General features: G+C 71.1%; 17 protein-coding genes. 15 read left to right on the forward strand and 2 right to left on the reverse strand.

The features are described 5' to 3' along the window. Window positions 1-118 precede the first annotated feature (118 nt). Window positions 119-1,411 carry a DivIVA domain-containing protein gene (locus ACXR8F_RS13050; RefSeq protein ID WP_045193092.1) on the forward strand — a complete coding sequence of 431 codons (1,293 nt, stop codon included), beginning with the start codon at window positions 119-121 and terminating at the stop codon, window positions 1,409-1,411. A gap of 131 nt (window positions 1,412-1,542) precedes the next feature. On the opposite strand, the gene ACXR8F_RS13055 is transcribed toward ACXR8F_RS13050, so the two are convergent. Continuing rightward, window positions 1,543-2,403 carry a hypothetical protein gene (locus ACXR8F_RS13055; protein WP_458801027.1) on the reverse strand — a complete coding sequence of 287 codons (861 nt, stop codon included), beginning with the start codon at window positions 2,401-2,403 and terminating at the stop codon, window positions 1,543-1,545. A gap of 19 nt (window positions 2,404-2,422) precedes the next feature. On the opposite strand from ACXR8F_RS13055, the gene ACXR8F_RS13060 reads away from it, so the two are divergent. The 8 genes from ACXR8F_RS13060 (at window position 2,423) to ACXR8F_RS13095 (ending at window position 16,331) form a co-directional block, all read left to right on the forward strand. Beyond that, the gene (locus ACXR8F_RS13060) at window positions 2,423-2,905 is read left to right on the forward strand and encodes a TraR/DksA family transcriptional regulator (RefSeq protein ID WP_458801028.1); all 483 of its coding nucleotides are present in this window, start codon (window positions 2,423-2,425) and stop codon (window positions 2,903-2,905) included. Between the two features lie 44 nt (window positions 2,906-2,949). Further along, window positions 2,950-3,555, forward strand: coding sequence for a signal peptidase II (gene lspA / locus ACXR8F_RS13065; protein WP_458801030.1), 606 nt, complete (start codon window positions 2,950-2,952; stop codon window positions 3,553-3,555). Further along, window positions 3,548-4,480 (forward strand): RluA family pseudouridine synthase, encoded by a 933-nt coding sequence (locus ACXR8F_RS13070; protein ID WP_458801032.1) that lies wholly within the window; start codon window positions 3,548-3,550, stop codon window positions 4,478-4,480. The genes lspA and ACXR8F_RS13070 overlap by 8 nt, the downstream gene beginning before the upstream one ends. Before the next feature lie 115 nt (window positions 4,481-4,595). Beyond that, complete coding sequence (gene dnaE, locus ACXR8F_RS13075; RefSeq protein ID WP_045193094.1) at window positions 4,596-8,186, forward strand: DNA polymerase III subunit alpha; 3,591 nt, start codon at window positions 4,596-4,598, stop codon at window positions 8,184-8,186. 10 nt (window positions 8,187-8,196) lie between these two features. Then, entirely contained in the window at window positions 8,197-9,339 is a 1,143-nt protein-coding gene (locus tag ACXR8F_RS13080) for a winged helix DNA-binding domain-containing protein (RefSeq protein ID WP_458801034.1), read from the forward strand. Then, on the forward strand, window positions 9,340-10,305 hold the full coding sequence (locus ACXR8F_RS13085; protein WP_458801036.1) for a pseudouridine synthase: 966 nt from the start codon (window positions 9,340-9,342) through the stop codon (window positions 10,303-10,305). It begins immediately after the preceding gene. Between the two features lie 173 nt (window positions 10,306-10,478). Beyond that, window positions 10,479-13,910 (forward strand): ExeM/NucH family extracellular endonuclease, encoded by a 3,432-nt coding sequence (locus tag ACXR8F_RS13090; protein WP_458801038.1) that lies wholly within the window; start codon window positions 10,479-10,481, stop codon window positions 13,908-13,910. 312 nt (window positions 13,911-14,222) lie between these two features. Beyond that, a complete protein-coding gene (locus tag ACXR8F_RS13095; RefSeq protein ID WP_045193097.1) occupies window positions 14,223-16,331 on the forward strand; it encodes a S9 family peptidase in 2,109 nt (702 codons plus the stop codon). Between the two features lie 33 nt (window positions 16,332-16,364). On the opposite strand, the gene ACXR8F_RS13100 is transcribed toward ACXR8F_RS13095, so the two are convergent. Then, the gene (locus tag ACXR8F_RS13100) at window positions 16,365-17,624 is read right to left on the reverse strand and encodes an endonuclease (RefSeq protein ID WP_458801040.1); all 1,260 of its coding nucleotides are present in this window, start codon (window positions 17,622-17,624) and stop codon (window positions 16,365-16,367) included. A 233-nt stretch (window positions 17,625-17,857) separates the two neighbouring features. On the opposite strand from ACXR8F_RS13100, the gene ACXR8F_RS13105 reads away from it, so the two are divergent. Genes ACXR8F_RS13105 through ACXR8F_RS13130 form a run of 6 tightly spaced genes read left to right on the forward strand, consistent with a single transcriptional unit; the run spans window position 17,858 to window position 22,740 of the window. Further along, the gene (locus ACXR8F_RS13105; protein ID WP_458801042.1) at window positions 17,858-18,454 is read left to right on the forward strand and encodes a DedA family protein; all 597 of its coding nucleotides are present in this window, start codon (window positions 17,858-17,860) and stop codon (window positions 18,452-18,454) included. A gap of 44 nt (window positions 18,455-18,498) precedes the next feature. Further along, window positions 18,499-19,866: a histidinol dehydrogenase gene (gene hisD / locus ACXR8F_RS13110; protein ID WP_045193099.1), complete on the forward strand. Its 1,368-nt coding sequence runs from the start codon at window positions 18,499-18,501 to the stop codon at window positions 19,864-19,866. Then, window positions 19,863-21,038 carry a histidinol-phosphate transaminase gene (locus tag ACXR8F_RS13115; RefSeq protein WP_458801044.1) on the forward strand — a complete coding sequence of 392 codons (1,176 nt, stop codon included), beginning with the start codon at window positions 19,863-19,865 and terminating at the stop codon, window positions 21,036-21,038. Before hisD ends, ACXR8F_RS13115 begins: the two co-directional genes overlap by 4 nt. Continuing rightward, window positions 21,035-21,664 (forward strand): imidazoleglycerol-phosphate dehydratase HisB, encoded by a 630-nt coding sequence (gene hisB / locus ACXR8F_RS13120; protein ID WP_458801046.1) that lies wholly within the window; start codon window positions 21,035-21,037, stop codon window positions 21,662-21,664. Before ACXR8F_RS13115 ends, hisB begins: the two co-directional genes overlap by 4 nt. A gap of 16 nt (window positions 21,665-21,680) precedes the next feature. Then, the gene (gene hisH / locus ACXR8F_RS13125) at window positions 21,681-22,319 is read left to right on the forward strand and encodes an imidazole glycerol phosphate synthase subunit HisH (RefSeq protein WP_458801048.1); all 639 of its coding nucleotides are present in this window, start codon (window positions 21,681-21,683) and stop codon (window positions 22,317-22,319) included. Window positions 22,320-22,371: 52 nt separating this feature from the next. Beyond that, window positions 22,372-22,740: a hypothetical protein gene (locus ACXR8F_RS13130; RefSeq protein ID WP_458801050.1), complete on the forward strand. Its 369-nt coding sequence runs from the start codon at window positions 22,372-22,374 to the stop codon at window positions 22,738-22,740. Window positions 22,741-22,803 lie beyond the last annotated feature (63 nt).

Below are 22,803 nucleotides of genomic sequence, written 5' to 3' on the forward strand. Positions count from 1 at the left end.
GTCGGATCTCGCGGTGCGGGAGACGACCAGCACGCCGATCCGTGAGGATGGCTTTGGTTCGTGACCGGAACGTTAGATACCGTTGACCCGAACCATTACGTCTGTATCGAGGTGACACATGGCGCTTACGCCGGAACAGGTGCTCAACAAGCACTTCCAGACCACGCAGTTTCGCCGTGGCTACGAGGAGCGGGACGTTGACGACTTCCTGGACGAGATCGTGGCGGAGATGCGCTCGCTCATCGAGCAGCGAGACGACTACCTGAAGCAGCTCAACGACTGCCGCGCGAGCAAGAACCAGTCTGCGGTGCGCGCCGACGGCGCGACCGCTGCCATGCCTGCCGTCGGGCGCCCCGGCGACGAGGCGAAGCTCGGTGGGCTCACCGCGAAGATCCAGGACGCCGAGCGTGCGTTCAAGGCAGCCACCGACCGTGCCGCCAAGGCCAAGGCCGACGCCGAGAACGCCGAGCGTGCGGCCAAGGAGCGCATCGAACGCGCCAAGGCCGAGGCGGAGCGTGCCGAGGCTGCCGCGAAGGCAGCGGTCGACTCGCAGGCCCTCAACGACGCCCAGGCCAAGCTGAACGGCCTGAACTCCCAGGTCGCCGAGGCCGAGGCCAAGCTCGCCAAGGCCCAGGAGAACGCCCGCGCCGCCGACGAGCGCGCCGCCAAGGCGCTCTCCGACGCCGAGGCCGCAGCGGCCGACGCCAAGCGCGTGCGCGACGAGGCCGCCGCCGACGCTCGGCGCCAGCGCGAGGAGGCCGCCAAGGCGCCCGCCGCTCCGGCTGCCGCTGCCGCCGCCGCGGCCCCCGACACGCAGGCCGTCTCGGGCAACCTCGACGCCGCAGGCGTCATCGCCCTCGCACAGCGACTGCACGACGAGCACGTCGCCGCCGGCGAGGCCAAGCGCAACGAGCTCATCACCGAGGCGGAGACCCGCCACCGTGACATGCTCGCCGCCGCACAGGCTCGCCACGACGAGCTCATCAACACCGGTCAGGCCCGTCACGACGAGGCCACGCAGCAGGCCGAGCAGCTGGCCGCCGCCGCGGCGACCCAGCGCGACCAGATGATCGCCGAGGCCACCTCGCAGCGCGACCAGATGATCGCCGAGGCCACGTCCAAGCGCGACCAGATGCTCAGCGACGCGAGCGCGCAGCGCGACCAGATGCTGACCGAGGCCCGCGAGCGCGCTACCGGCATGGTCGCCGAGGCGCAGCAGAAGAAGGCGGCGCTGCTCGAGGAGCTCGACAAGCAGAAGGGGCTGCTCGACCGCAAGATCTCCGAGCTGCGAGGCTTCGAGAAGAACTACCGCACCAACCTCAAGTCCTACATCGAGGGCCAGCTTCACGACCTCGACTCGAGCGTCCAGGAGCCGGCTCACGCCGGTGCCGGAGACGGCAACCAGGGCTGACCCCCACCCTCGAACAGACGCACGCAGGCCGTCCGGGAACCCTCCCGGGCGGCCTGCGTTGTACTCGAGGGGCGAACACTTCGGACGCATCTGCGTTTCGCGTTTGTGCACGCCCCGTGAGGGGCTTATTGTCAGCCCCACTTGTCAGCGTCGACGGCTCGAGCGACGGAGGATCTGATGGCGGCGAAGAAGACGACGGCAGCGGCGACCGCGGCCACCCGCTCGACCGCGACCAGCAGGACGCGGGCAGTGACGAGCACGAAGAGCACGTCGGCAGCGTCGAAACGCTCTGCGGCGCCATCGAAGGCTGCTGCAGCCCAGAGCCCCTCGAAGAACGGCTCCGCGAAAGCCGCCTCGAAGACCTCCGCGAAAGGCGGTGGCGCACGCACCGCCGTGGCACGCACTGCCGCGAAGGCTGCCGGTGCGGTGAAGGGCGCCGTCGCGCGAGCAGCGGGCCGCAAGGCGAGCAGTGCTCCCGCAGCCAAGGCACCTGCCAAGGCACCGACCAAGGCACCTGCCAAGGCGGCAACCAAGGCAGCAGCCAAGAAGTCGCCCGCCACGAAGAGCGCCACGAAGAGCGCCACGAAGAGCGCCACGAAGAGCGCGGCCAAGGCGGCAACCGTGAAGAAGGCCGCGCCCGCGAAGAGCGCGGCTGCCACGAAGAGTGCGACGGCCAAGCAGGCGGCCAAGGCCGCACCCGCGAAGACGTCGGCTGCGAAGGCCACCGCCAAGACCGCCGCCAAGACCGCCGCCAAGACCGCGCCCAAGACCGCGTCGAAGCCGACGGCGAAGACGACGACCAAGACGACGACCAAGACGACGACGACGACGGCGAAGAAGGCGGCCACCACGAAGAAGGCCGCCGCGAAGAGTGCATCCGGGGTGACCGCCCGCACGTCCCCCCGAACCGCAGCGGCCGGAAAGCCGTCTCCCACGACATCCACCCGAGCGGGTGCGGCGAGCACGAAGTCCGCCGCGAAGGCCCCCGCCACGCGTACGAAGAAGGCAGCAGTGACGACGAGCTCAACCGCAGGTCCCCGCTCCAGCGCGACGAAGACCGCGACGAAGACGGCAAGCAAGCCCAGCGCCCGCGCCATCGCCGAGCGCCTGAGGGTCAAGGACGACGAGTCCCCCTGGAGCGAGGACGAGATCCGCGAGGTGCGCGAGGTCCTGGTCGAGGAGATCGAGCAGCACCGGGTCGAGCTCAAGCTCGCCGAGGACGAGCTCGACGACCTGCTCCGGGCCTCGGGTGACGGCGCCGGCGACGACCAGGCCGACGCCGGTGCCAAGACGGCCGAGCGTGAGCACGAGATCTCCGTGGCCGCCAACGCCCGCGCGAGCCTGCGCCAGGCCGAGCACGCGCTCGAGCAGCTCGAGGCCGGCACGTACGGCATCTGCGAGAACTGCGGCAACCCGATCGGCAAGCTTCGACTTCAGGCCCGTCCTCGTGCGACCCTGTGCATGACATGCCAGCAGAAGCAGGACCGCCACTGACGCCAGATCACGCCACGTCGACGCCCCGAGCGGGCGTCGATGGCGTGTCCACCACGACCACCGACGAGACCGTGAGCTCGACCCCTCCCGACGAGAGCCGCCCGACGCCAGCCCGGCGCCAGCGCCTCTTCGTCGTCCTCGGGGTCGTCGCGGTGCTCGCCTACCTCAGCGACCAGCTCACCAAGCTGGTCGCGCTCGACGTCCTCGCCGACGGCGAGCCACGGCCGTTCATCGGCGAGTTCATCCGCTTCAAGCTCATCGGCAACCCCGGCGCGGCGCTGTCGCTCGGCTCCGGCAACACGTGGGTGATGACGGGCATCGCGATCGCCGTGCTCGTGGCGATCGTCGTCGTCGCGCGCCAGCTGGGCTCGCGCGCCTGGGCGGTTGCCCTCGGCCTGCTGCTCGGGTCGGCCATCGGCAACCTCACCGACCGCTTCGTGCGGCCGCCGGGTGGTGGCCAGGGCCACGTCGTCGACTTCATCGACTACAACCGGTGGTTCATCGGCAACGTCGCCGACATCTGGATCGTCAGCGCGGCCGGCCTCATCGTGGTGCTCGCGCTCGTCGGCATCGGCGTCGACGGTCGCCGTGAGCACGGTTCGTCGAAGGCTGACGGCGACACCTCCGGTGGGCGGCGCGACGATGCCTGACGTGCGCACCCTTCTCGTTCCCGACGGGCTCGAGGGAGAGCGCGTCGACGCCGGCGTCGCCCGCCTCTTCGGGGTCTCACGCACCAAGGCGGCCGACCTCGCCGCCGACGGCCACGTCGTCGTCGACGGCAAGACCGTCGCGAAGTCCGAGCGGCTCTCGGCCGGTGCGATGCTCGAGGTGTCGCTGCCCGCCGCCGAGCAGAGCCCCAGCATCGCGGTGATCGCGCAGCCCGTGCCCGGCATGACGATCGTCCACGACGACGACGACATCGTCGTGGTCGACAAGCCCGTGGGCGTCGCGGCGCACCCGAGCCTGAACTGGACCGGGCCCGACGTCGTCGGGGGACTGGCCGCCGCCGGCTACCGCATCTCCACCTCGGGCGCCCCGGAGCGACAGGGCATCGTGAGCCGGCTCGACGTCGGCACGTCGGGCCTCATGGTGGTCGCGAAGAGCGAGTACGCCTACTCGCGCCTCAAGCAGATGTTCCGCAGCCGCCAGGTCGACAAGACCTACCACACCCTCGTGCAGGGGTTGCCCGACCCGCTCGTCGGCACGGTCGACGCGCCCATCGGCCGGCGTCCCGGGGCGGAGTTCAAGTTCGCGGTGATGAGCACCGGCAAGCCGTCGGTCACGCACTACGAGGTGCTCGAGGCGTTCCGGCACGCGAGCCTGCTCGAGGTCCACCTCGAGACCGGGCGCACCCACCAGATCCGCGTCCACATGGCCGCCCTGAAGCACCCGTGCTGCGGCGACCCGCTCTACGGCGCCGACCCGAAGCTCGCCGCGCGCCTCGGGCTCGACCGCCAGTGGCTGCACGCCACGGGGCTCGGCTTCGAGCACCCCGGCACGGGTCAGTACGTCCACTTCGAGAGTGCCTACCCCGAGGACCTGCAGCGCGCGCTCGACATCGTCGCGACGCTCTGATCCTTCACCCTCGAGCAGAGGGTGAAGCCTGCCGTCGGCGGGAGCCGTATGCCGTCGCCGACACCCCCGACGACACGCGCGGGGGCGTCGGTGGCCGGGCTTAGACTCGTCCACGATGTCGACCGAAGCAGCCCCGCGCAACGACCAGAACTTCGTGCACCTCCACGTGCACACGGAGTACTCCATGCTCGACGGTGCGGCCCGCATCGGCGACCTCTTCTCCGAGGCGGCGCGCATGGGCATGCCGGCGCTGGCGACGACCGACCACGGCTACGTGTTCGGCGCCTACGAGTTCTGGAAGAAGGCGCAGGGCACGGGCGTCAAGCCGATCATCGGGGTCGAGGCCTACATCACGCCGGGCACGCACCGCACCGACCGCACCAAGGTCAGCTGGGGCGACGGGGGCCGCGACGACATCTCGGGCAGCGGCGCCTACACGCACATGACGATGCTCGCCCAGAACAACGAGGGCATGCACAACCTGTTCCGGATGAGCTCCATCGCGAGCCTCGACCAGGTGTACACGAAGTGGCCGCGCATCGACCGCGAGCTGCTCTCGACCTACGGCAAGGGCCTGATCGTCACCACCGGGTGCCCGTCGAGCGAGATCCAGACCAAGCTCCGTTTCGGCATGTACGACGAGGCCCGCGAGGTCGCCGGCGAGCTGCGCGACATCTTCGGCAACGAGAACGTCTACGTCGAGCTCATGGACCACGGCCTCGACATCGAACGGCGCACCCAGAAGGACCTCATCCGACTGGCCCGCGATCTCAAGCTGCCGCTCGTCGCCACCAACGACCTCCACTACACCCGAGCCGAGGACGCCAAGGCGCACGCGGCCCTGCTCTGCGTGCAGTCCGGCTCGACCCTGATGGACCCCAACCGGTTCAAGTTCGACGCCGACGACTTCTACCTCAAGTCCGCCCAGGAGATGCGCCACCTGTGGCGCGAGCTGCCCGAGGCCTGTGACAACACGCTGCTCATCGCCGAGCGCTGTGAGGTCTCCTTCACCGAGGGCGAGGGCCGCTACATGCCGCGGTTCCCCTGCCCCGAGGGCGAGGACGAGACGTCGTGGTTCATCAAGGAGGTCGAGACCGGCCTGCAGCGGCGCTTCCCCGAGGGGGTGCCCGACTACGCCCGCAAGCAGGCGGCCTTCGAGGAGGACGTCATCGTCTCCAAGGGCTACCCCGGCTACTTCCTCGTCGTCGCCGACTTCATCAACTGGGCCAAGCGCAACGGCATCCGCGTCGGCCCCGGCCGCGGCTCCGGTGCGGGTTCGATGTGCGCCTACGCGATGGGCATCACCGACCTCGACCCGGTGCCGCACGGACTCATCTTCGAGCGGTTCCTCAACCCCGAGCGCATGTCGATGCCCGACTTCGACGTCGACTTCGACGAGCGCCGGCGCGGTGAGGTCATCAAGTACGTCACGGAGAAGTACGGCTCCGAGCGCGTCGCGCAGATCGTCACCTACGGCACCATCAAGGCCAAGCAGGCCGTCAAGGACGCCAGCAGAGTCATGGGCCACCCGTTCGCGGTCGGCGAGCAGCTGACCAAGGCGATGCCGCCCGACGTCATGGGCAAGGGCGTGCCGCTCTCCGAGATCTACAACCCTGAGCACAAGCGCTACAACGAGGGCGTCGACTTCCGGGCGCTCGTGCAGACCGAGAAGCACTTCCAGGACGTCGTCGACACCGCCAAGGGCCTCGAGGGCCTGAAGCGCCAGTGGGGCGTCCACGCAGCTGGCGTCATCATGAGCAGCGAGCCGCTCGTCGACGTCATCCCCATCATGAAGCGGTTGCAGGACGGCCAGGTCATCACGCAGTTCGACTACCCGAGCTGCGAGTCGCTCGGCCTGGTCAAGATGGACTTCCTCGGCCTGCGCAACCTCACGATCCTCGACGACGCCATCGAGAACATCAAGGTCAACCGCGACGAGGACATCGACCTCGACGCCCTGTCCAAGGACATGAGCGACAAGGCCACCTACGACCTGCTCGGTCGCGGTGACACGCTCGGTGTCTTCCAGCTCGACGGTGGCGGCATGCGGGCGCTGCTGCGCCTCATGCAGCCCGACAACTTCGAGGACATCTCGGCCGCCCTCGCGCTCTACCGGCCGGGCCCGATGGGTGTCAACGCCCACACGAACTTCGCGCTGCGCAAGAACGGCAAGCAGGAGCTCATCCCGCTCGACCCGCAGCTGAAGGGCAAGCTCCAGCAGGAGATGATCGACGCCCTCGACCCGATCCTCGGCATGACCTACGGCCTGGTCATCTACCAGGAGCAGGTCATGGAGATCGCCCAGAAGCTCGCGGGCTACACCCTCGGCAACGCCGACCTGCTCCGCCGCGCGATGGGCAAGAAGAAGAAGGAGGTCCTCGACGCCGAGTACGTCCCCTTCTCCGAGGGCATGAAGGCCAAGGGCTTCAACGAGGCGTCGATCGCGGCCCTGTGGGGCGTCCTCGTCCCGTTCTCCGACTACGCGTTCAACAAGGCGCACACCGCGGCCTACGGCCTCGTGTCCTACTGGACCGGCTACCTCAAGGCCAACTACCCCGCCGAGTACATGGCGGCGCTGCTGACGAGCGTGCGCGACGACAAGGACAAGTCGGCGCTCTACCTCAACGAGTGCCGCCACATGGGCATCAAGGTGCTGCCGCCCGACGTCAACGAGTCGGTCGCCAACTTCGCCGCCGTCGGCACCGACATCCGCTTCGGGCTCGCCGCCATCCGCAACGTCGGCCTGCCGGTCGTTCAGGCCATCGTCAAGGCCCGTGAGGAGAAGGGCGCCTTCGCCTCGTTCAAGGACTTCCTCTCGAAGGTGCCGGCGGTCGTCTGCAACAAGCGCACCATCGAGTCGCTCATCAAGGGCGGCGCCTTCGACTCGCTCGGCGAGAGTCGGCGCGGCATGGTCGAGGTGCACGAGCGCTACATCGACGCCCTCGTCGAGGTGAAGAAGCAGGAGGCCATCGGCCAGGACAGCCTCTTCGGCAGCTTCGACGAGGCCGACACGGGGGCCGCCGACGGGCCGGGGGCCTTCGACGGCCTTCCGCCCGTGCCGTCGATGGAGTGGGACAAGGCGACACTGCTCTCGTTCGAGCGCGAGATGCTCGGTCTCTACGTCAGCGACCACCCGCTCTTCGGCATCGAGCACATCCTCGCCACGCACGCCGACACCTCGATCGCCTCGCTCATGGGCGACGACCCCAAGGCCGACGGCACTCCCGTCACGGTCGCGGGCCTCATCACGAGCCTTCAGCTCAAGCGCACCAAGAAGGGCGACCTCTGGGCCATCGCCACGGTCGAGGACCTCGACGGCGCCATCGAGTGCCTCTTCTTCCCGTCCGCCTACATGACCTACTCGACGATGCTCGCCCAGGACACGGTGTGCGCCGTCAAGGGCCGCATCAGCGCCCGCGACGACTCGATCTCGATCTTCGCCCAGGAGCTGACGATCCCCGACATCAAGGAGGGGCCGCGCGGTCCGGTCGTGCTGACGCTGCCGCTCGGGCGAGCCACCCCGGCGGTGGCCGAGAGCCTCAAGCGTGTGCTCGGTGAGCATCCCGGAGCGACCGAGGTCCAGGTCAAGCTGACGCAGCCGGGCCGGTCGGTGCTCATGTCGCTCGACGACTCGCTGCGCGTCAACGCGACGTCCGCGCTCTTCGGCGACCTCAAGGCTCTGCTCGGTCCGGCGTGCCTGAGCTGACGTGAGCCCGATGACGGCGGCCGACCGCAAGCGCTTTCGCCGGGCGCGGATGGCCGCCCTCGGGCTCGCCCCCGCTCTGGGCGGTCCCGCCGGCCCGGTGTCGGCCCTCGGCGTCGCCCGCAGCCTCGGCGCCCTCCAGGCCCAGGACTACGGCAGCGGCGTCTGGTCGCTCGGCGTGCGCTCAGGCCTCACCCTCGCCGAGGTCGAGCAGGCCGTCGAGCGCCGTGAGATCGTTCGCACCTGGCCGATGCGTGGCACCATCCACTGGGTGCCGGCCGAGGACGCCCGTTGGATGTGCCAACTGCTCGCGGCCCCGCGCAGCACGGCGCTCGCCACCCGCTACGCCCAGCTGGGCATCGGCGAGTCCGACATCGAGCTCTCCGGGCGCCTCTTCGAGGAGCACCTGGCCGAGCCGATGAGCCGCCCCGACGTCGTCGCGCTGCTCGTCGACGCCGACATCGACCCCACCGACCAGCGGGCCTACCACCTCGTGGGTCACCACTGCATGACCGGGCTGCTCTGCCAGGGGCCCGTCATCGGCAAGCAGCCCAGCTTCGTGCTCATCGACAGCTGGGTTCCCCACTCGCGCAAGCTCTCTCGCGAGGAGGGCTTGGCAGTCATGGCCGAGAGGTACCTCCGTGGCCACGGCCCGGTCACCGAGAAGGACTTCGCGGGCTGGCTGCTCAAGCCTCTCGGGATCGCGCGCGAAGCACTCGCCCTCGTCGAGCAGCAGGTCGTCCGCGAGCAGCTCGACGGCCAGGTGTGGCTGTCGCACGTCGACGCGGCCCAAGATCCCGCTGGCGGCTCGGACGCGCCGGAAGCCCTGGGGCACAGCGGAGTCCACCTGCTGCCGCAGTGGGACGAGTTCCTCCTCGGCTACAAGACCCGTGACGTCACGCTGCCGCCCGAGCACTTCCACCGGGTCGTCCCGGGCCGCAACATGGTCTTCAAGCCCACCCTCGTTGTCGACGGCGAGGTGGCCGGCACGTGGCGACGTCGGCAACGGTCGCGGCAGACGGTGCTCGAGGTCCTGCCGTTCGTGCCGCTGGGCAAGGCGAGGTGGCGCGACGTGGAGCGGGCGGCGACGGCATACGGCCGGTTCCTCGGAGCCGACGTCGACGTCGTGTGCCTCGACACCGCTGAGGTGGGCTGAGTGGCACGTGGCGCCATCCCGCCGTCTCCGCTGCCCCCGCGCCACGGCGTCGACGCCCAACGCTTCCGTATGCCGCAGGGCGGGCCGTGGTCGTCCCTGCGCGACCACCTCGTGGAGCGGCTCGCCCCCGGGCTGCCGCCCGACGAGGTCGACCGCATGCTGGTGACCGGCGAGTTCGTCGACGCCGCCGGGACGCCCGTCCAACCGGACGCTCCGTTCGTGCCGCAGTCGGTCGTGTGGGCCCACCGCGACCTGCCGGTCGAGGTGGCCCACCCCGAGGAGCTCGTCGTCCTCCACCGTGACGACCGCATCGTCGTCATCGACAAGCCGCACGACATGGCGACGATGCCGCGCGGCCGCCACGTCGTGCAGAGCGCGCTCGCTCGCACGCGGGTGCTCACCGGGCTCGACCGGCTGACCCCTGCCCACCGGCTCGACCGGCCCACGGCGGGCGTGCTGATGTTCACGACCGAGCAGCGGTGGCGCGGCGCCTACCAACGGATCTTCGCCGAAGGACTCGCGCACAAGGAGTACCTCGCTGTCGCTCCCGTGCGCGACGACCTCGCCCTCCCGCTCGTGCGACGCACGCACCTGATCAAGCAGCACGGCACCCACCAGGCCCACGAGGTCCCGGGAGCCGAGCCCAACGCCGAGACGCTCGTCGAGCTGCTCGACACGGCCCGAGGCCTCCGCGCCGAGTCGGGCGCCGAGGTCGGGCTCTACCGCCTGACGCCTCGCACCGGGCGCACCCACCAGCTGCGCTGCCAGCTCGACGGTCTCGGCATCCCGATCCTCGACGACCCGCTCTACCCGGTCGAGGTCGACGTGGCCCTCGACGACTTCTCCCGGCCCCTGCAGCTGCTCGCCGCCGTCCTGGCCTTCGATGACCCCGTCGACGGCCGACCCCGGCGGTTCGTCACGCGGCGTCGACTGGCGGCCTGGCCCGGCCCTTGGCCGGCCCTCTGATCGTCCCTCTGATCGTCCCTCCGATCGTCCCTCTGATCGTCGTCGAGGCGGAGCCGCTTCCCTGTCGCCGGCCGTTCAGCAGGGCGACGGGATCTCGACGCGCGAGACGGCGGGACCCCGTCTAGGGTGACCCGCAGACCGAGCGGAAGAGCCGGTCCCAGGGAGGATCTTCAATGCGTCAATCTCGTCCTGCCCTGCGTCGGGTCGCCGCGGTCACCACCGCTGCGCTCGCCGTGGGCATCACCCCCTTCGTCGCGGCCGGACCGGCCTCAGCGGCACCCCCGAGCGAGCTGTTCTTCAGCGAGTACGTCGAGGGCTCGAGCAACAACAAGGCTCTCGAGATCTACAACGGCACCGGTGCCACGGTCGACCTCGCCGCGGCCGGTTACACCGTGTTCATGTCGTTCAACGGTGGCACCACGACCGGCACGGTGCCGCTGACCGGAAGCGTCGCCAACGGCGACGTGTACGTCTTGGCCGCCTCGACCGCGTCTGCCCAGATCCTCGCGCAGGCGGACCAGACGACCTCTGCGTCGCTGTACAACGGCGACGACGCGATCGTCCTCCGGAAGGGTTCCGCGTCGGTCGACGTCATCGGGCAGATCGGGGTCGACCCCGGCTCCGAGTGGGGTTCCGGCCTCACCTCGACCATGGACAACACCCTGCGCCGCAAGGCGTCGGTCACCGCCGGCGACACGAACGGCTCCGACGCCTTCGACCCCGCCGCACAGTGGGACGGCTACGCCGTCGACACCTTCGACGGCCTCGGCAGCCACGCGGTCGACAGCGGTCCGGCGGACGACGTGGCGCCCACCGTCTCCTCGACCACGCCGAGCCAGGGCAGCACGAACGTCGTTCCCGGTGCGAACGTCTCGGTCACGTTCTCCGAGCCGGTCACCGCTCCTGCGAGCGCGTTCTCCCTCGTCTGCTCGGTGGGCGGTGCGAGGGCCTTCACGCTGAGCCAGACGGCGCAGACGACCTACACGCTCGACCCGACGTCGGACTTCGCAGCCGGCGACTCCTGCACCCTGACCGTCTCGAGAGGCGCTGTCGCCGACGTCGACACCATCGACCCGCCCGACACCCTCGCGGCCGACTTCGTGCTGCGCTTCTCCACGCCGGCCGGCAACCCCTGCGAGGCGTCGATCACGCCGATCCCCGAGATCCAGGGCACCGGAGCCACGAGTCCGCTCGTCGGCCGCTCGGTGACGACGCGCGGCGTCGTCGTGGGCGACTACGAGGGCGCGTCACCGGCGCTGCGCGGCTTCTTCATCCAGGACCCGGCCGGTGACGACGACCACGCGACGTCAGACGGCCTCTTCGTCTTCGAGGGCAGCAACGCCGACACCGTCAAGGTGGGCGACCTCGTCACGGTGACGGGTGCCGTCGGCGAGAACCAGGGCCAGACCCAGATCAGCCTGCCGCCCGGGGCCGCGCCGTCCGTGTGCGGCACCGGCTCCGTGACGCCCACCGAGGTCCGTCTTCCCGTCGAGTCCGCCACGACCCTCGAGCAGTTCGAGGGCATGCTCGTGACGCTCCCGCAGCCGATGAGCGTCACCGAGCACTTCCAGCTCGGTCGCTTCGGCCAGGTGACGCTCTCGCAGGGCGGCCGCCTCGAGCAGCCGACCAACGTCGCCGCCCCGGGTGCCGACGCAGCCGCGGTCCAGACCGCCAACAACCTGCGCAAGATCATCCTCGACGACACCTCGCAGGCCCAGAACGTCGACCCCATCGTCTTCGGGCGCGGTGGTCAGCCCCTCACGGCCGGCAACACGCTGCGCGGTGGTGACACCGTCACCGGTCTCAAGGGTGTGCTCACCTTCACCTGGGGTGGCAACAGCTCGAGCCCGAACGCCTACCGGATCCGCCCGGTGAACCCCCAGGCGCGCGTCGACTTCCAGCCGACCAACCCGCGGCCGACCAGTGCTCCGGGCGTGGGCGGGCAGACCCGCGTCGTGGGCATGAACCTGCTGAACTTCTTCAACACCCTCGACACCACGGGCAACAACTGCACCGGGGGCACGACCGGCGCGCCGATGGACTGCCGCGGCGCCAACACCACCGCCGAGTTCGACCGGCAGTGGCGCAAGACGGTTGCGGCCGTGTCCGGCACGGAGGCGGACGTCGTCGCCTTCATGGAGATGGAGAACGACGGCTACGGAGCCACGAGTGCCGAGCAGTTCCTCGTCGACCGACTCAACGAGGCCGACGGGGAGGGCACGTGGTCGTTCATCGACGCGGACGCCCGCACGGGCCAGGTCGACGCGCTGGGCAGCGACGCGATCAAGGTCGGCATGCTCTACAAGCCGAAGGCCGTGACGCCGGTCGGCACCACGGCAGCGCTCAACACCGTCGACTTCGTCAATGGTGGCGACTCCGCCCCGCGCAACCGCCCGTCCCTGGCGCAGGCCTTCCGCGACAACACGACCGGCGGCACCTTCGTGGCCGTGGCCAACCACCTCAAGAGCAAGGGCTCGGCCTGTGCCGCGCCCGACGCCGGCGACGGCCAGGGCAACTGCAACGCCGTCCGGGTGCGCTCGGCCCAGCTCCTCGCGGAGTGGCTCGCCGGCGACCCGACCGGCACGGGTGACCCCGACGTGCTCGTCCTCGGCGACATGAACTCCTACGCCAAGGAGGACCCGATCACCACGCTCGAGAAGGCCGGGTTCACCAACCTCATCGAGCAGCGCAACGGGCGCGAGGCGTACTCGTACGCCTTCGACGGGCAGTGGGGCTACCTCGACCACGCGCTCGGCTCGGCCTCGATCGGCGGTCAGGTGGCCGGGGTGGCCGACTGGCACATCAACGCCGACGAGCCGTCGATCCTCGACTACAACACCGAGTTCAAGACGGCGAACCAGATCGGCACGCTGTACGCGCCGGACGAGTACCGCATCTCCGACCACGACCCGGTCGTCGTCGGTCTGGACCTGACGAACGCCGCCCCCGTCGTCGGCGACGTCACGGGGCCGTCGGCCGCGACCTCGGTCGGCAGCCCGGTGGAGGTCGGTGCGACCTTCTCCGACGCGGACCGTCTCGACACCCACACCGCGTCGATCTCCTGGGGCGACGGCGCCGTGACCGCCGGCACCGTCGCGGGCTCGGCGGCCGCCGGCAACCACGTCTACACGGCTGCCGGCGAGTACACGGTGACGGTCACCGTCACCGACCAGTGGGGTCACAGCGACGCGGGCACGACGACCGTCGTGGTCTACGACCGCGCGGCCGGGTTCCTCACGGGCGGCGGCTGGTTCACGTCGCCGAAGGGCGCCGTGACCGGCGACCCCGCCGCCACGGGCAAGGCACAGTTCGAGGTGTCGGCGCAGTACGCCGCGGGTGCGACCCGGCCCGACGGCTCCCTCACGCTGGCGACGCCCGGGCTCACGCTCGCCTCCACGGGCCTCGACTGGCTCGTCGTGACGGGCGACACCGCGCGCCTCGCCGGCACCGCCACCGTCGGCGGCCTGCCGGGCCGCCGGTTCGAGGTGACCGCGGTCGACGCGGCCAGCGGCGACACGATGCGTGTCGTCGTGCGCGACGCCTCGGGCGCGGTCGTCTACGACAGCGGCACCCAGCGCGTCCAGGGCCAGGTCAAGGTCCACTGACCGGGTCAGCCGCTGGAGCACGGCCCGGGATCCTCGTGATCCCGGGCCGTCCCGCATCAACCGGACGCCAATGCTCTACCTCCGGCGTGGCCCCGACTGGGTGGTGGCAGCCTCGAACGGCGGCGCCGACTGGGAGCCCGGCTGGTGGCTAGCACCTGTGGCGCCGGCTCGACGAGCACGTCTTCGACGACGACGGCTAGCAGGCCAAGGTCAGCCGCACGATCGCCCTGGTCGTGCTCGCTCCCGTGACCGCCTGACGCGGCCGCGACCCGGCTGCCCAGGGAGTTGACCCCGTCCTCCTAGACTGCTCGGATGCTGGAGCCCCCCGTCGCGCGTCGCGACCCCGTCGTCCGCGAGCACCACGGCGACCGCTTCGAGGACCCGTACGCCTGGATGGCGGACCGCGACGGTGACGAGCTGCGCGAGCTGCTCGCCGCCGAGAACGCGTGGGCGACCCAGTGTACCGAGCACCTGCGGCCCCTCGCCGACCAGGTCTTCGAGGAGTTCCGCTCGCGGATCGAGGAGACCGACCTCTCGGTGCCGGTGCGCCACGACCGCTGGTGGTACTACTCGCGCACCGTCGAGGGCGAGCAGTACGCCGTCGAGGCTCGGGTGCTTGCGGCAGACCATCCGCAGCGTCCCGTGCTCGAGGACGGCCGCCCGCCGGCGGGGGAGCAGGTGCTGCTCGACCAGAACGTGGAAGGCCGCGACCACGAGTTCTTCGCCGTCGGAGCCAGCGAGGTGTCGCCCGCGGGGGACCTGCTCGCGTATGCCGTCGACGTCGTGGGCGACGAGCGCTACGACGTGCACGTGCGGCGCATCGCGGACGGGGAGCAGCTCGACGACTCGGTCCGCCGCACCGGTGGCTCGCTGGCGTGGTCTCTCGACCAGCGCCAGCTCTTCTACACCAAGGTCGACGACGCGTGGCGCCCGCACCAGGTGTGGCGTCACGAGGTCGGCACCCCCGCAGAGGCCGACGTGCTGGTCCACGAGGAGACGGACGAGCGGTTCTTCGTCGGGGTCGGCACCTCGCGCGACGACCGACTCGTCATCATCGCCATCGGCTCGAAGACGACGAGCGAGTTCCGCCTCCTCGACGCCGACGACCCGTTGGGCAGGCCCCGGGTCGTCGCGCCACGCAGGCAAGGTGTCGAGTACGACATCGAGCCGTTCGGCGAGCAGCTGCTCGTCACCCACAACGCGAACCGGGTGAACTTCGAGCTCGCCGTCGCCCCCGTCACGTGCACCTCGGCCGACGAGTGGGTGCCGCTAGGGGTCACCACTGAGGACGAGTACGTCACGGGCGCGGAGGGTTTCGACGACTTCATCGCCGTCTCGCTGCGGCGTGAGGGCGGCACGGGCATCCGCGTCGTGCTGCGCGACGCGCAGGCGCCTAACGGCCTCGGCGAGGCGCACGACATCGCGGTCGGTGAGCCCATCGGCACGCTGCTCGTCGGCGTCAACCCCGAGGCGAGCACCCGCACGCTGCAGGTCGTTCACGAGTCGCTCGTCACGCCCCGCACGGTCGAGGACTACGACGTGCACGCCCGCACCTTCACGCTGCTCAAGCAGCAGCACGTGCGCGGCGATGTCGACCTCGGCCGATACCGGCAGCGGCGCGAGTGGGCCACGGCTCCGGACGGCACCCGCATCCCGATCTCCGTCGTGCACCGCGACGACGTCGTGGCCGACGGCACCGCACCCGGGCTGCTCAACGCGTACGGCGCCTACGGCATCGCCAGCGACCCCTGGTTCTCGGTGCTGCGCCTCTCGCTGCTCGACCGTGGCTGGGTCTTCGCGATCGCCCACGTGCGCGGCGGGTCGGAGATGGGTCGGACCTGGTACGACGACGGCAAGCTCGAGGCCAAGCCCAACACGTTCAGCGACTTCGTCGCCTGCGCCGACCACCTCATCGAGACCGGCATCGTCGCCCCCGACCGGCTTGCGGCAGAGGGTGGTTCGGCCGGTGGCCTGCTCATCGGCGCCGTCGTCAACCAGGCGCCTGACCGCTTCCGGTTCGTCCACGCGCAGGTGCCCTTCGTCGACGCCCTGAGCTCGGTGCTCGACCCCAGCCTGCCGCTCACGGTCGTCGAGTGGGAGGAGTGGGGCAACCCCGTCGACGACCCGGCGGCATACGCCCTGATCCGCTCGTACACGCCGTACGAGAACGTGCGCCCGGGCCCCCGGCCGAGCATCCTCGTGACGGCAGGTCTCGACGACACGCGGGTCCTCGTGACCGAGCCGGCCAAGTGGGTGGCAGCGATGCGCCACGCCGACCGGGCCGCGCCGGAGGGGACGAGGACGCCGCAGCTGCTCTTCCGCACCGAGATGGCGGCCGGTCACGGTGGCCGCTCGGGTCGCTACGACCTCTGGCGCCAATGGGCCTGGGAGACGGCCGTGCTCATCGACCAGACGTCGTGAGCACGGCCGTCCCGAACCAGCCGGTCGTGGCGGTCAGGAGCCCCAGATCGAGGTGACCCACTCGGGGTGGTCGACGAACGGGTTCCGGTTGTGCTGCCAGGTGTCGTAGATGACCTGGTTGCGACGCTTCTCGAACGCGTCGGGCGGGTCCTGCAGGTTCCACTGCTTGAGCACCGACAGCTTGCCGATGTACGGGGCGGTGCCGTTGTTCACCGACTCGTTGGGCTCGAGGTCGGGCCACGCGTCGTCGCCCTCGTAGCGCACGGCCATGTAGAAGATCATCCGCGCGACATCACCCTTGACCGCGTCGCGCGGCTGGAACGAGTCGGCGTCGCGGAGACAGCCGGTGCACTGTGCGACCGCTCCGCCGCCGTTGTCGAAGTCGAGGTTGCCGCGGTCGCTGTTGACGGTGACGTCCTCAGGGCGCAGGTGGTGGACGTCGGTGCCGGGCCCGTTGGCGGTGCCGAAGTCGCCGTGGCTCTTCGCCCAGACGTGCTCACGGTTCCACTGGTCGACGCCGCCGCCGTTGTCGGACTTGGCGATGGAGCGGCCCGAGTAGATCTCGACGACGTTGTTCGTGTTGTTCGGGTCCTGGTCGGTGTCCTTGAGCGCGGTCCAGACCTGGTCGTAGGTGAGCACCGTCTGCGTCCTGATGATGCCGTGCAGCGAGGTCCGCAGCGCCGACCCGCTCTTGCCGACGGCGGATGCGTAGTACGTCGAGTCGTAGGGCCCTCTCGTGCTGGTCGGAGTGCCGGTCGAGGTGGTCGAGGTGGTCGTGGTCGGCGGCGGTGTCGTTCCCGACCCGCTGCTGAAGGCGAAAGCCGTCGTGCCCGTCATGCCGGGGTGCGAGAAGTAGGCGGAGAGCGCGCCGGTGACGTCGATCTGGCGGCCCATGAGCGACGGGTTGGTTCTCAACCCCCAGGCGGCACGGAAGGCCGAGGGGATCTGCACGTAGAGCATCCGGCTCGTCGAGGTCTCCGACGCGGAGTCGGCGACGGCGAGGGCGTAGTCGTTGGGGAACCCGGACGTGACGACGGTGCTCGTCGCGGTGGGCTGGCCGACGACGTAGCCGCGCACGGTGGCGCTCTGGCCCGTCTGGCCTGCGATGGCCTGCGACACGGTGAGCGGGGCTGCGGCGACGGCTGCCGGGGCGGCCGGTGCCACGGCGGGAAGGGGCAGCGCCGAGGCCGGCGCGCCGGCGGCAGCCGTCAGCGCGACGCTGGCCGGCACGACGGCGACGACGGCACCGGCGAGGGCCGCGGCGAGGCGGCGCCGGGGGATGACGACGGGCACGGGTTCTCCTGTCGGGTGGGGGCGCAGCGACCCGGTCGGGAAGCGGCCCGACGAGCGTGGCGGACGCGCGGTGGGCGACGGGTCAGCCGTTGGTCAGTCCTTGCCCTGTCGCGGGTCAGGATTCCGTAGGCGCACCGCCGCACGGTCTCGTGGCGACGGGAGTTCACGCCGCGTTGGCGTGCGGGAGGCGGAAGAAGGGGTGCCGCGTCATCCGCCGCCCCTACCGTCCGCTCATGGGTGACACCGCGCTCGAGCTCGTCAGCACCGTCATGACGTCGCCCTGGCTCTACGTCCTCCTCGTCGGCCTGGCGGTGCTGGACGCCTTCCTGCCCCTCGTGCCGAGCGAGACCGCCGTGCTGCTGGCCGGCACCTTCGCGGCCGGCCACGGGCCCGACCTCGCGCTGGTCGTGGTCGCCGGCGCTGCCGGCGCCGTCGCCGGCGACCACGTGGCGTATGCCGTCGGGCGGGCGCTGGGGACCCGCGTCCTCTCCCGCGTCCGCCCGGGCACGCGTACGGCGAGGGCTCACGCGTGGGCCGCGGGGGCGACGGCTCGAGCGGGTGGCCCGGTCCTCGTGGGCGCGCGCTTCGTGCCGGGGGGCCGCACGGCGACGACGCTCACGATGGGGGCGACCGGCTTCCCGATGCGACGCTTCGCCGCCTACGACTCGGTGGCCTGCGTCCTGTGGGCGAGCTGGTGCTCGGGCGTCGGCTACGTCGGCGGTCGCGTCTTCGCCGACCACCCTTTCGTGGGCGCTGCCGCCGGCACGGTGCTGGCGCTCCTCGTCGGTCTCGTGGCGGCCCTCGCGCACCGGCGCTCCACCGCTCGCTGAGACGTGGCGTCGGGCACCTCCGCGCGGCTTTTAGACTTGGGGCCATGATGTCTTCCCTCGACCTGCGCGGACGCACGCTCGACGTGCGCTTCCTGCGCCGGGCCCTGCCCCGAGCCGAGTTCGACGTCACGGCCGCCCTCGAGCAGGTGCGGCCGATCTGCGAGGACGTCGAGCATCGAGGAGCCGCGGCGCTGCGCGACCTCGGCGAGCGCTTCGACGGCGTGCGCCCCGGCCACCTGCGCGTGCCACGCGCCGTGCTCCGGTCGGCGCTCGACCGCCTCGACCCCGACCTCCGCGCGGCGCTCGAGGAGTCGATCCGTCGCGCCCGCCTCGTGCACGCCGACCAGCGCCGCACCGACACCGTGACCCAGGTCGTGCCCGGCGGCACCGTCACCGAGCGCTGGGTGCCGGTCGACCGGGTCGGCCTCTACGTGCCCGGCGGCCTCGCGGTCTACCCGAGCAGCGTCATCATGAACGTCGTGCCGGCGCAGCTCGCCGAGGTGGGTTCGCTCGCGGTCGCGTCCCCGCCGCAGCGCGAGAACACCGGTGAGTTCGCCGGCTACCCCAACCCGACGATCCTCGCCGCGTGCGCGCTGCTGGGGGTCGACGAGGTGTACGCCGTGGGCGGCGCCCAGGCGGTCGCGATGTTCGCGCACGGCTTCGTCGACGACGACCCCGAGTGGGGCACCGTCGACGGCGAGCAGGTCTCGTGCGACCCCGTGTCGCTCGTCACCGGGCCCGGCAACATCTGGGTCGTGGCGGCCAAGCGCCTGCTCAAGGGTCTCATCGGCATCGACGCCGAGGCCGGTCCCACCGAGATCGCGATCCTCGCCGACGACTCCGCCGACGCCGACCACGTCGCCGCCGACCTCGTCAGCCAGGCGGAGCACGACCCGCTCGCCGCCTCGGTGCTCGTCACCGACAGCGAGTCGCTCGCGGAGGACACCCAGCGCGCCCTCGCGCGACGCGTGCCGGCGACGAAGCACTCCGAGCGCGTCACCGAGGCGCTCGAGGGCACCCAGTCGCGCATCGTCCTCGTCGACGACCTCGACGCCGGTCTCGACGTCGTCAACGCGTACGCCGCCGAGCACCTCGAGATCCAGACCCGCGACGCCGCCGACGTCGCCGCGCGCGTGCGCAACGCCGGCGCGGTCTTCGTCGGCCCGCACAGCCCGGTGAGCCTCGGCGACTACGCCGCCGGCTCGAACCACGTGCTGCCCACCGCCGGCTGCGCCTGCCACAGCAGCGGTCTGTCGGTGCAGTCGTTCCTCCGGGGCATCCACGTCGTCGACTACGACGAGACGGCCCTGCGCGACGTGGCCCGTCACGTCGTCACGCTCGCGCAGGCCGAGGACCTGCCGGCCCACGGCGAGGCCGTCACCGCACGCTTCGGCGACGAGGTCCCACGGTGACCGACGACACCGCCACGGCGGCCGCCCCGGCCACCGCGGCCGACGAGGTGCAGCGGCTGCTGCGCCCCGACCTGCGCGGTCGCACGCCCTACGGCGCGCCGCAGCTCGACGTGCCGGTGCGGCTCAACACCAACGAGAACTCCTACCCGGTGCCGCAGGTCGTCGTCGACGCCGTGCTGGCGGCGCTCGCCGACGACGTCTCCGCACTGAACCGCTACCCCGACCGCGAGTTCACCGAGCTGCGCAAGGCGCTCACGGCCTACCTCGAGAAGCAGTCGGGGGTGGCCCTGACGCCCGAGCAGCTCTGGGCCGGCAACGGGTCCAACGAGGTCCTCTCCCACGTCGTGCAGGCCTTCGGTGGTCACCGCCGCGTCGCGCTCGGGTTCACGCCGAGCTACTCGATGCACCCGATCATCACCGAGACGCTCGGCACCACCTGGGTCGACGGGCTGCGCTCTGCCGCAACCGATCCCGACGCGTTCGACCTCACGCCCGAGTCGGCAGCCCGCCAGGCGCGCCAGCACGACCCCGCCATCGTGTTCCTCTGCTCCCCGAACAACCCGACCGGCACCGCCCTGCCGTTCGAGGTCATCGGTGCGGTGCTCGAGGCGGCACCGAACGCCATCGTCGTCGTCGACGAGGCCTATGCCGAGTTCGCCCGGCCCGGAACCCGATCCGCGCTGACACTGCTCGCCGAGCACCCGCGACTCGTCGTCACCCGCACCATGAGCAAGGCCTTCGCGTTCGCCGGTGGCCGGCTCGGCTACCTCGTCGCGGCGCCCGAGCTCGTCGACGCGCTCCGCCTCGTGCGGCTGCCCTATCACCTGAGCAGCCCGACGCAGACGATCGCCCGCGTCGCGCTCGAGCACGCCGACGTCATGCTCGGCACGGTCGAGGTGATCAAGCAGCAGCGAGACCGCATCGTCGAGCGGCTCGCCGAGCTCGGCGCACGGCCCGTCGCGAGCGACAGCAACTTCGTGCTCTTCGGCGGCCTGCGCGACGAGAAGGCCACGTGGCAGGCGCTGCTCGACGAGGGCGTCCTGGTGCGCGACATGGGCATCGCCCACCACCTCCGCGTCACGGCGGGCGACCCGCACGAGACGACTGCATTCCTCGAGGCCATGACGCGCCTCGCCCCCACCCACGTCGACCGCCAGGAGCCCACGCCATGAGCAGCCCAGCCGGCCAAGCCAGCCCCGCAAGCCGCACCGCGAAGATCACCCGCGCGACGTCCGAGTCGTCGGTCGAGCTCTGGCTCGACCTCGACGGCAGCGGCCGGTCCGACGTCTCCACCGGCGTGCCGTTCTACGACCACATGCTCGCGTCGCTGAGCAAGCACTCGCTCATCGACCTCACGGTCAAGGCCACCGGCGACGTCGACGTCGACGTGCACCACACCGTCGAGGACACGGCGATCGTCCTCGGGCAGGCGGTGCGCGAGGCGCTCGGCGACAAGGCCGGCATCTCCCGGTTCGGCGACGCCACCGTGCCCCTCGACGAGGCGCTCTGCCACGCGGTCGTCGACGTCGCCGGTCGTCCCTACGTCGTCCACGAGGGCGAGCCCGAGGGGCAGCAGTACGCCCTCATCGGCGGTCACTTCACCGGGTCGATGACGCGGCACGTCCTCGAGTCCTTCGCCTACAACGCGGGCCTCTGCCTGCACGTGCGCGTGCTCGCCGGCCGCGACCCGCACCACATCGTCGAGGCGCAGTTCAAGGCCGTCGCGCGGGCCCTGCGCGCCGCCGTCGCGCCCGACCCGCGCGTCGTCGGCATCCCCAGCGCCAAGGGAGCCCTCTGACCATGGTGGGTCCCCGATGACCGCCGACGTCGTCGTCCTCGACTACGGCAGCGGCAACGTGCGCTCGGCCGTCCGCGCGCTCGAGCGGGTGGGAGCGAGCGTCACGCTCACGGCCGACCCGGTGCGTGCCCTCGGGTGCGACGGGCTCTTCGTCCCCGGTGTCGGCAACTTCCACGCCTGCATGGCCGGTCTCGCAGCGGCGCACGGTCCGCGCATCATCGGTCGGCGCATCAGCGGTGGCCGGGCCGTGCTCGGCGTCTGCGTCGGCATGCAGGTGCTCTTCGACGGGTCCACCGAGCCCTCCGCGACACCGCTCGAGGGCATGGCCGAGTGGCCCGGCACGGTCGAGCGCCTGCCCGCCGACGTCGTGCCGCACATGGGGTGGTCGGAGGTCGAGCCCGCCGAGGGCTCCCGTCTCTTCGCGGGCGTCGAGCAGGAGCGCTTCTACTTCGTGCACTCGTACGCCGTCCAGCAGTGGACGCTCGAGGCCACCGGCGCGTTCGCGCGGGTAGCGCCCCGGGTCACCTGGGCGAGTCATGGTGCGAAGTTCGTCGCCGCGGTCGAGAATGGGCCACTGAGCGCGACGCAGTTCCATCCCGAGAAGTCCGGCGACGCCGGGCTGCACCTCTTGGAGAACTGGGTCCACAGCCTGTGACGGTGCCCGAGATCCCTTGACAGCCAAGGGGTCTGGCCGACGAGGAGGAGCCATGGCGACGAAGAGGTCCACGAGCTCGTCGGCGCGCACGAAGAGGTCGACGGCCCGGAGGACGACGAGGCGCACCTCGACCTCCTCGACCCGGCGCCGAACGACGTCCGGTTCGCTCTACCCTCGCCGCCGGGCGAGTGGGCCCGGCCTGCCCACGACGGTCGGCACGGCCATCGGCACGCTGGTGGTCACGACGTTGCTCGACCTGTCCTGGCCGATGCGCCTGCTGCTCATCGGGGTCGTGCTGGTGCTCGGTCTCGGCTACGTGCTGTGGCGCCACCGGGCAGAGATCGCAGCCTCGTCCGAGCCGACGCCGCCTGAACCAGCAGGGCCCCCGGCCGGGCCGGAGGTTCCACCGACGTCCTCCTGACGCCTCCGCGACCATTGACCCCGGTCCGGCACGGGTGTCTGATGGCTGGCATTCGTGGGTCCG

Source organism: Terrabacter sp. AAH1 (assembly GCF_054456855.1).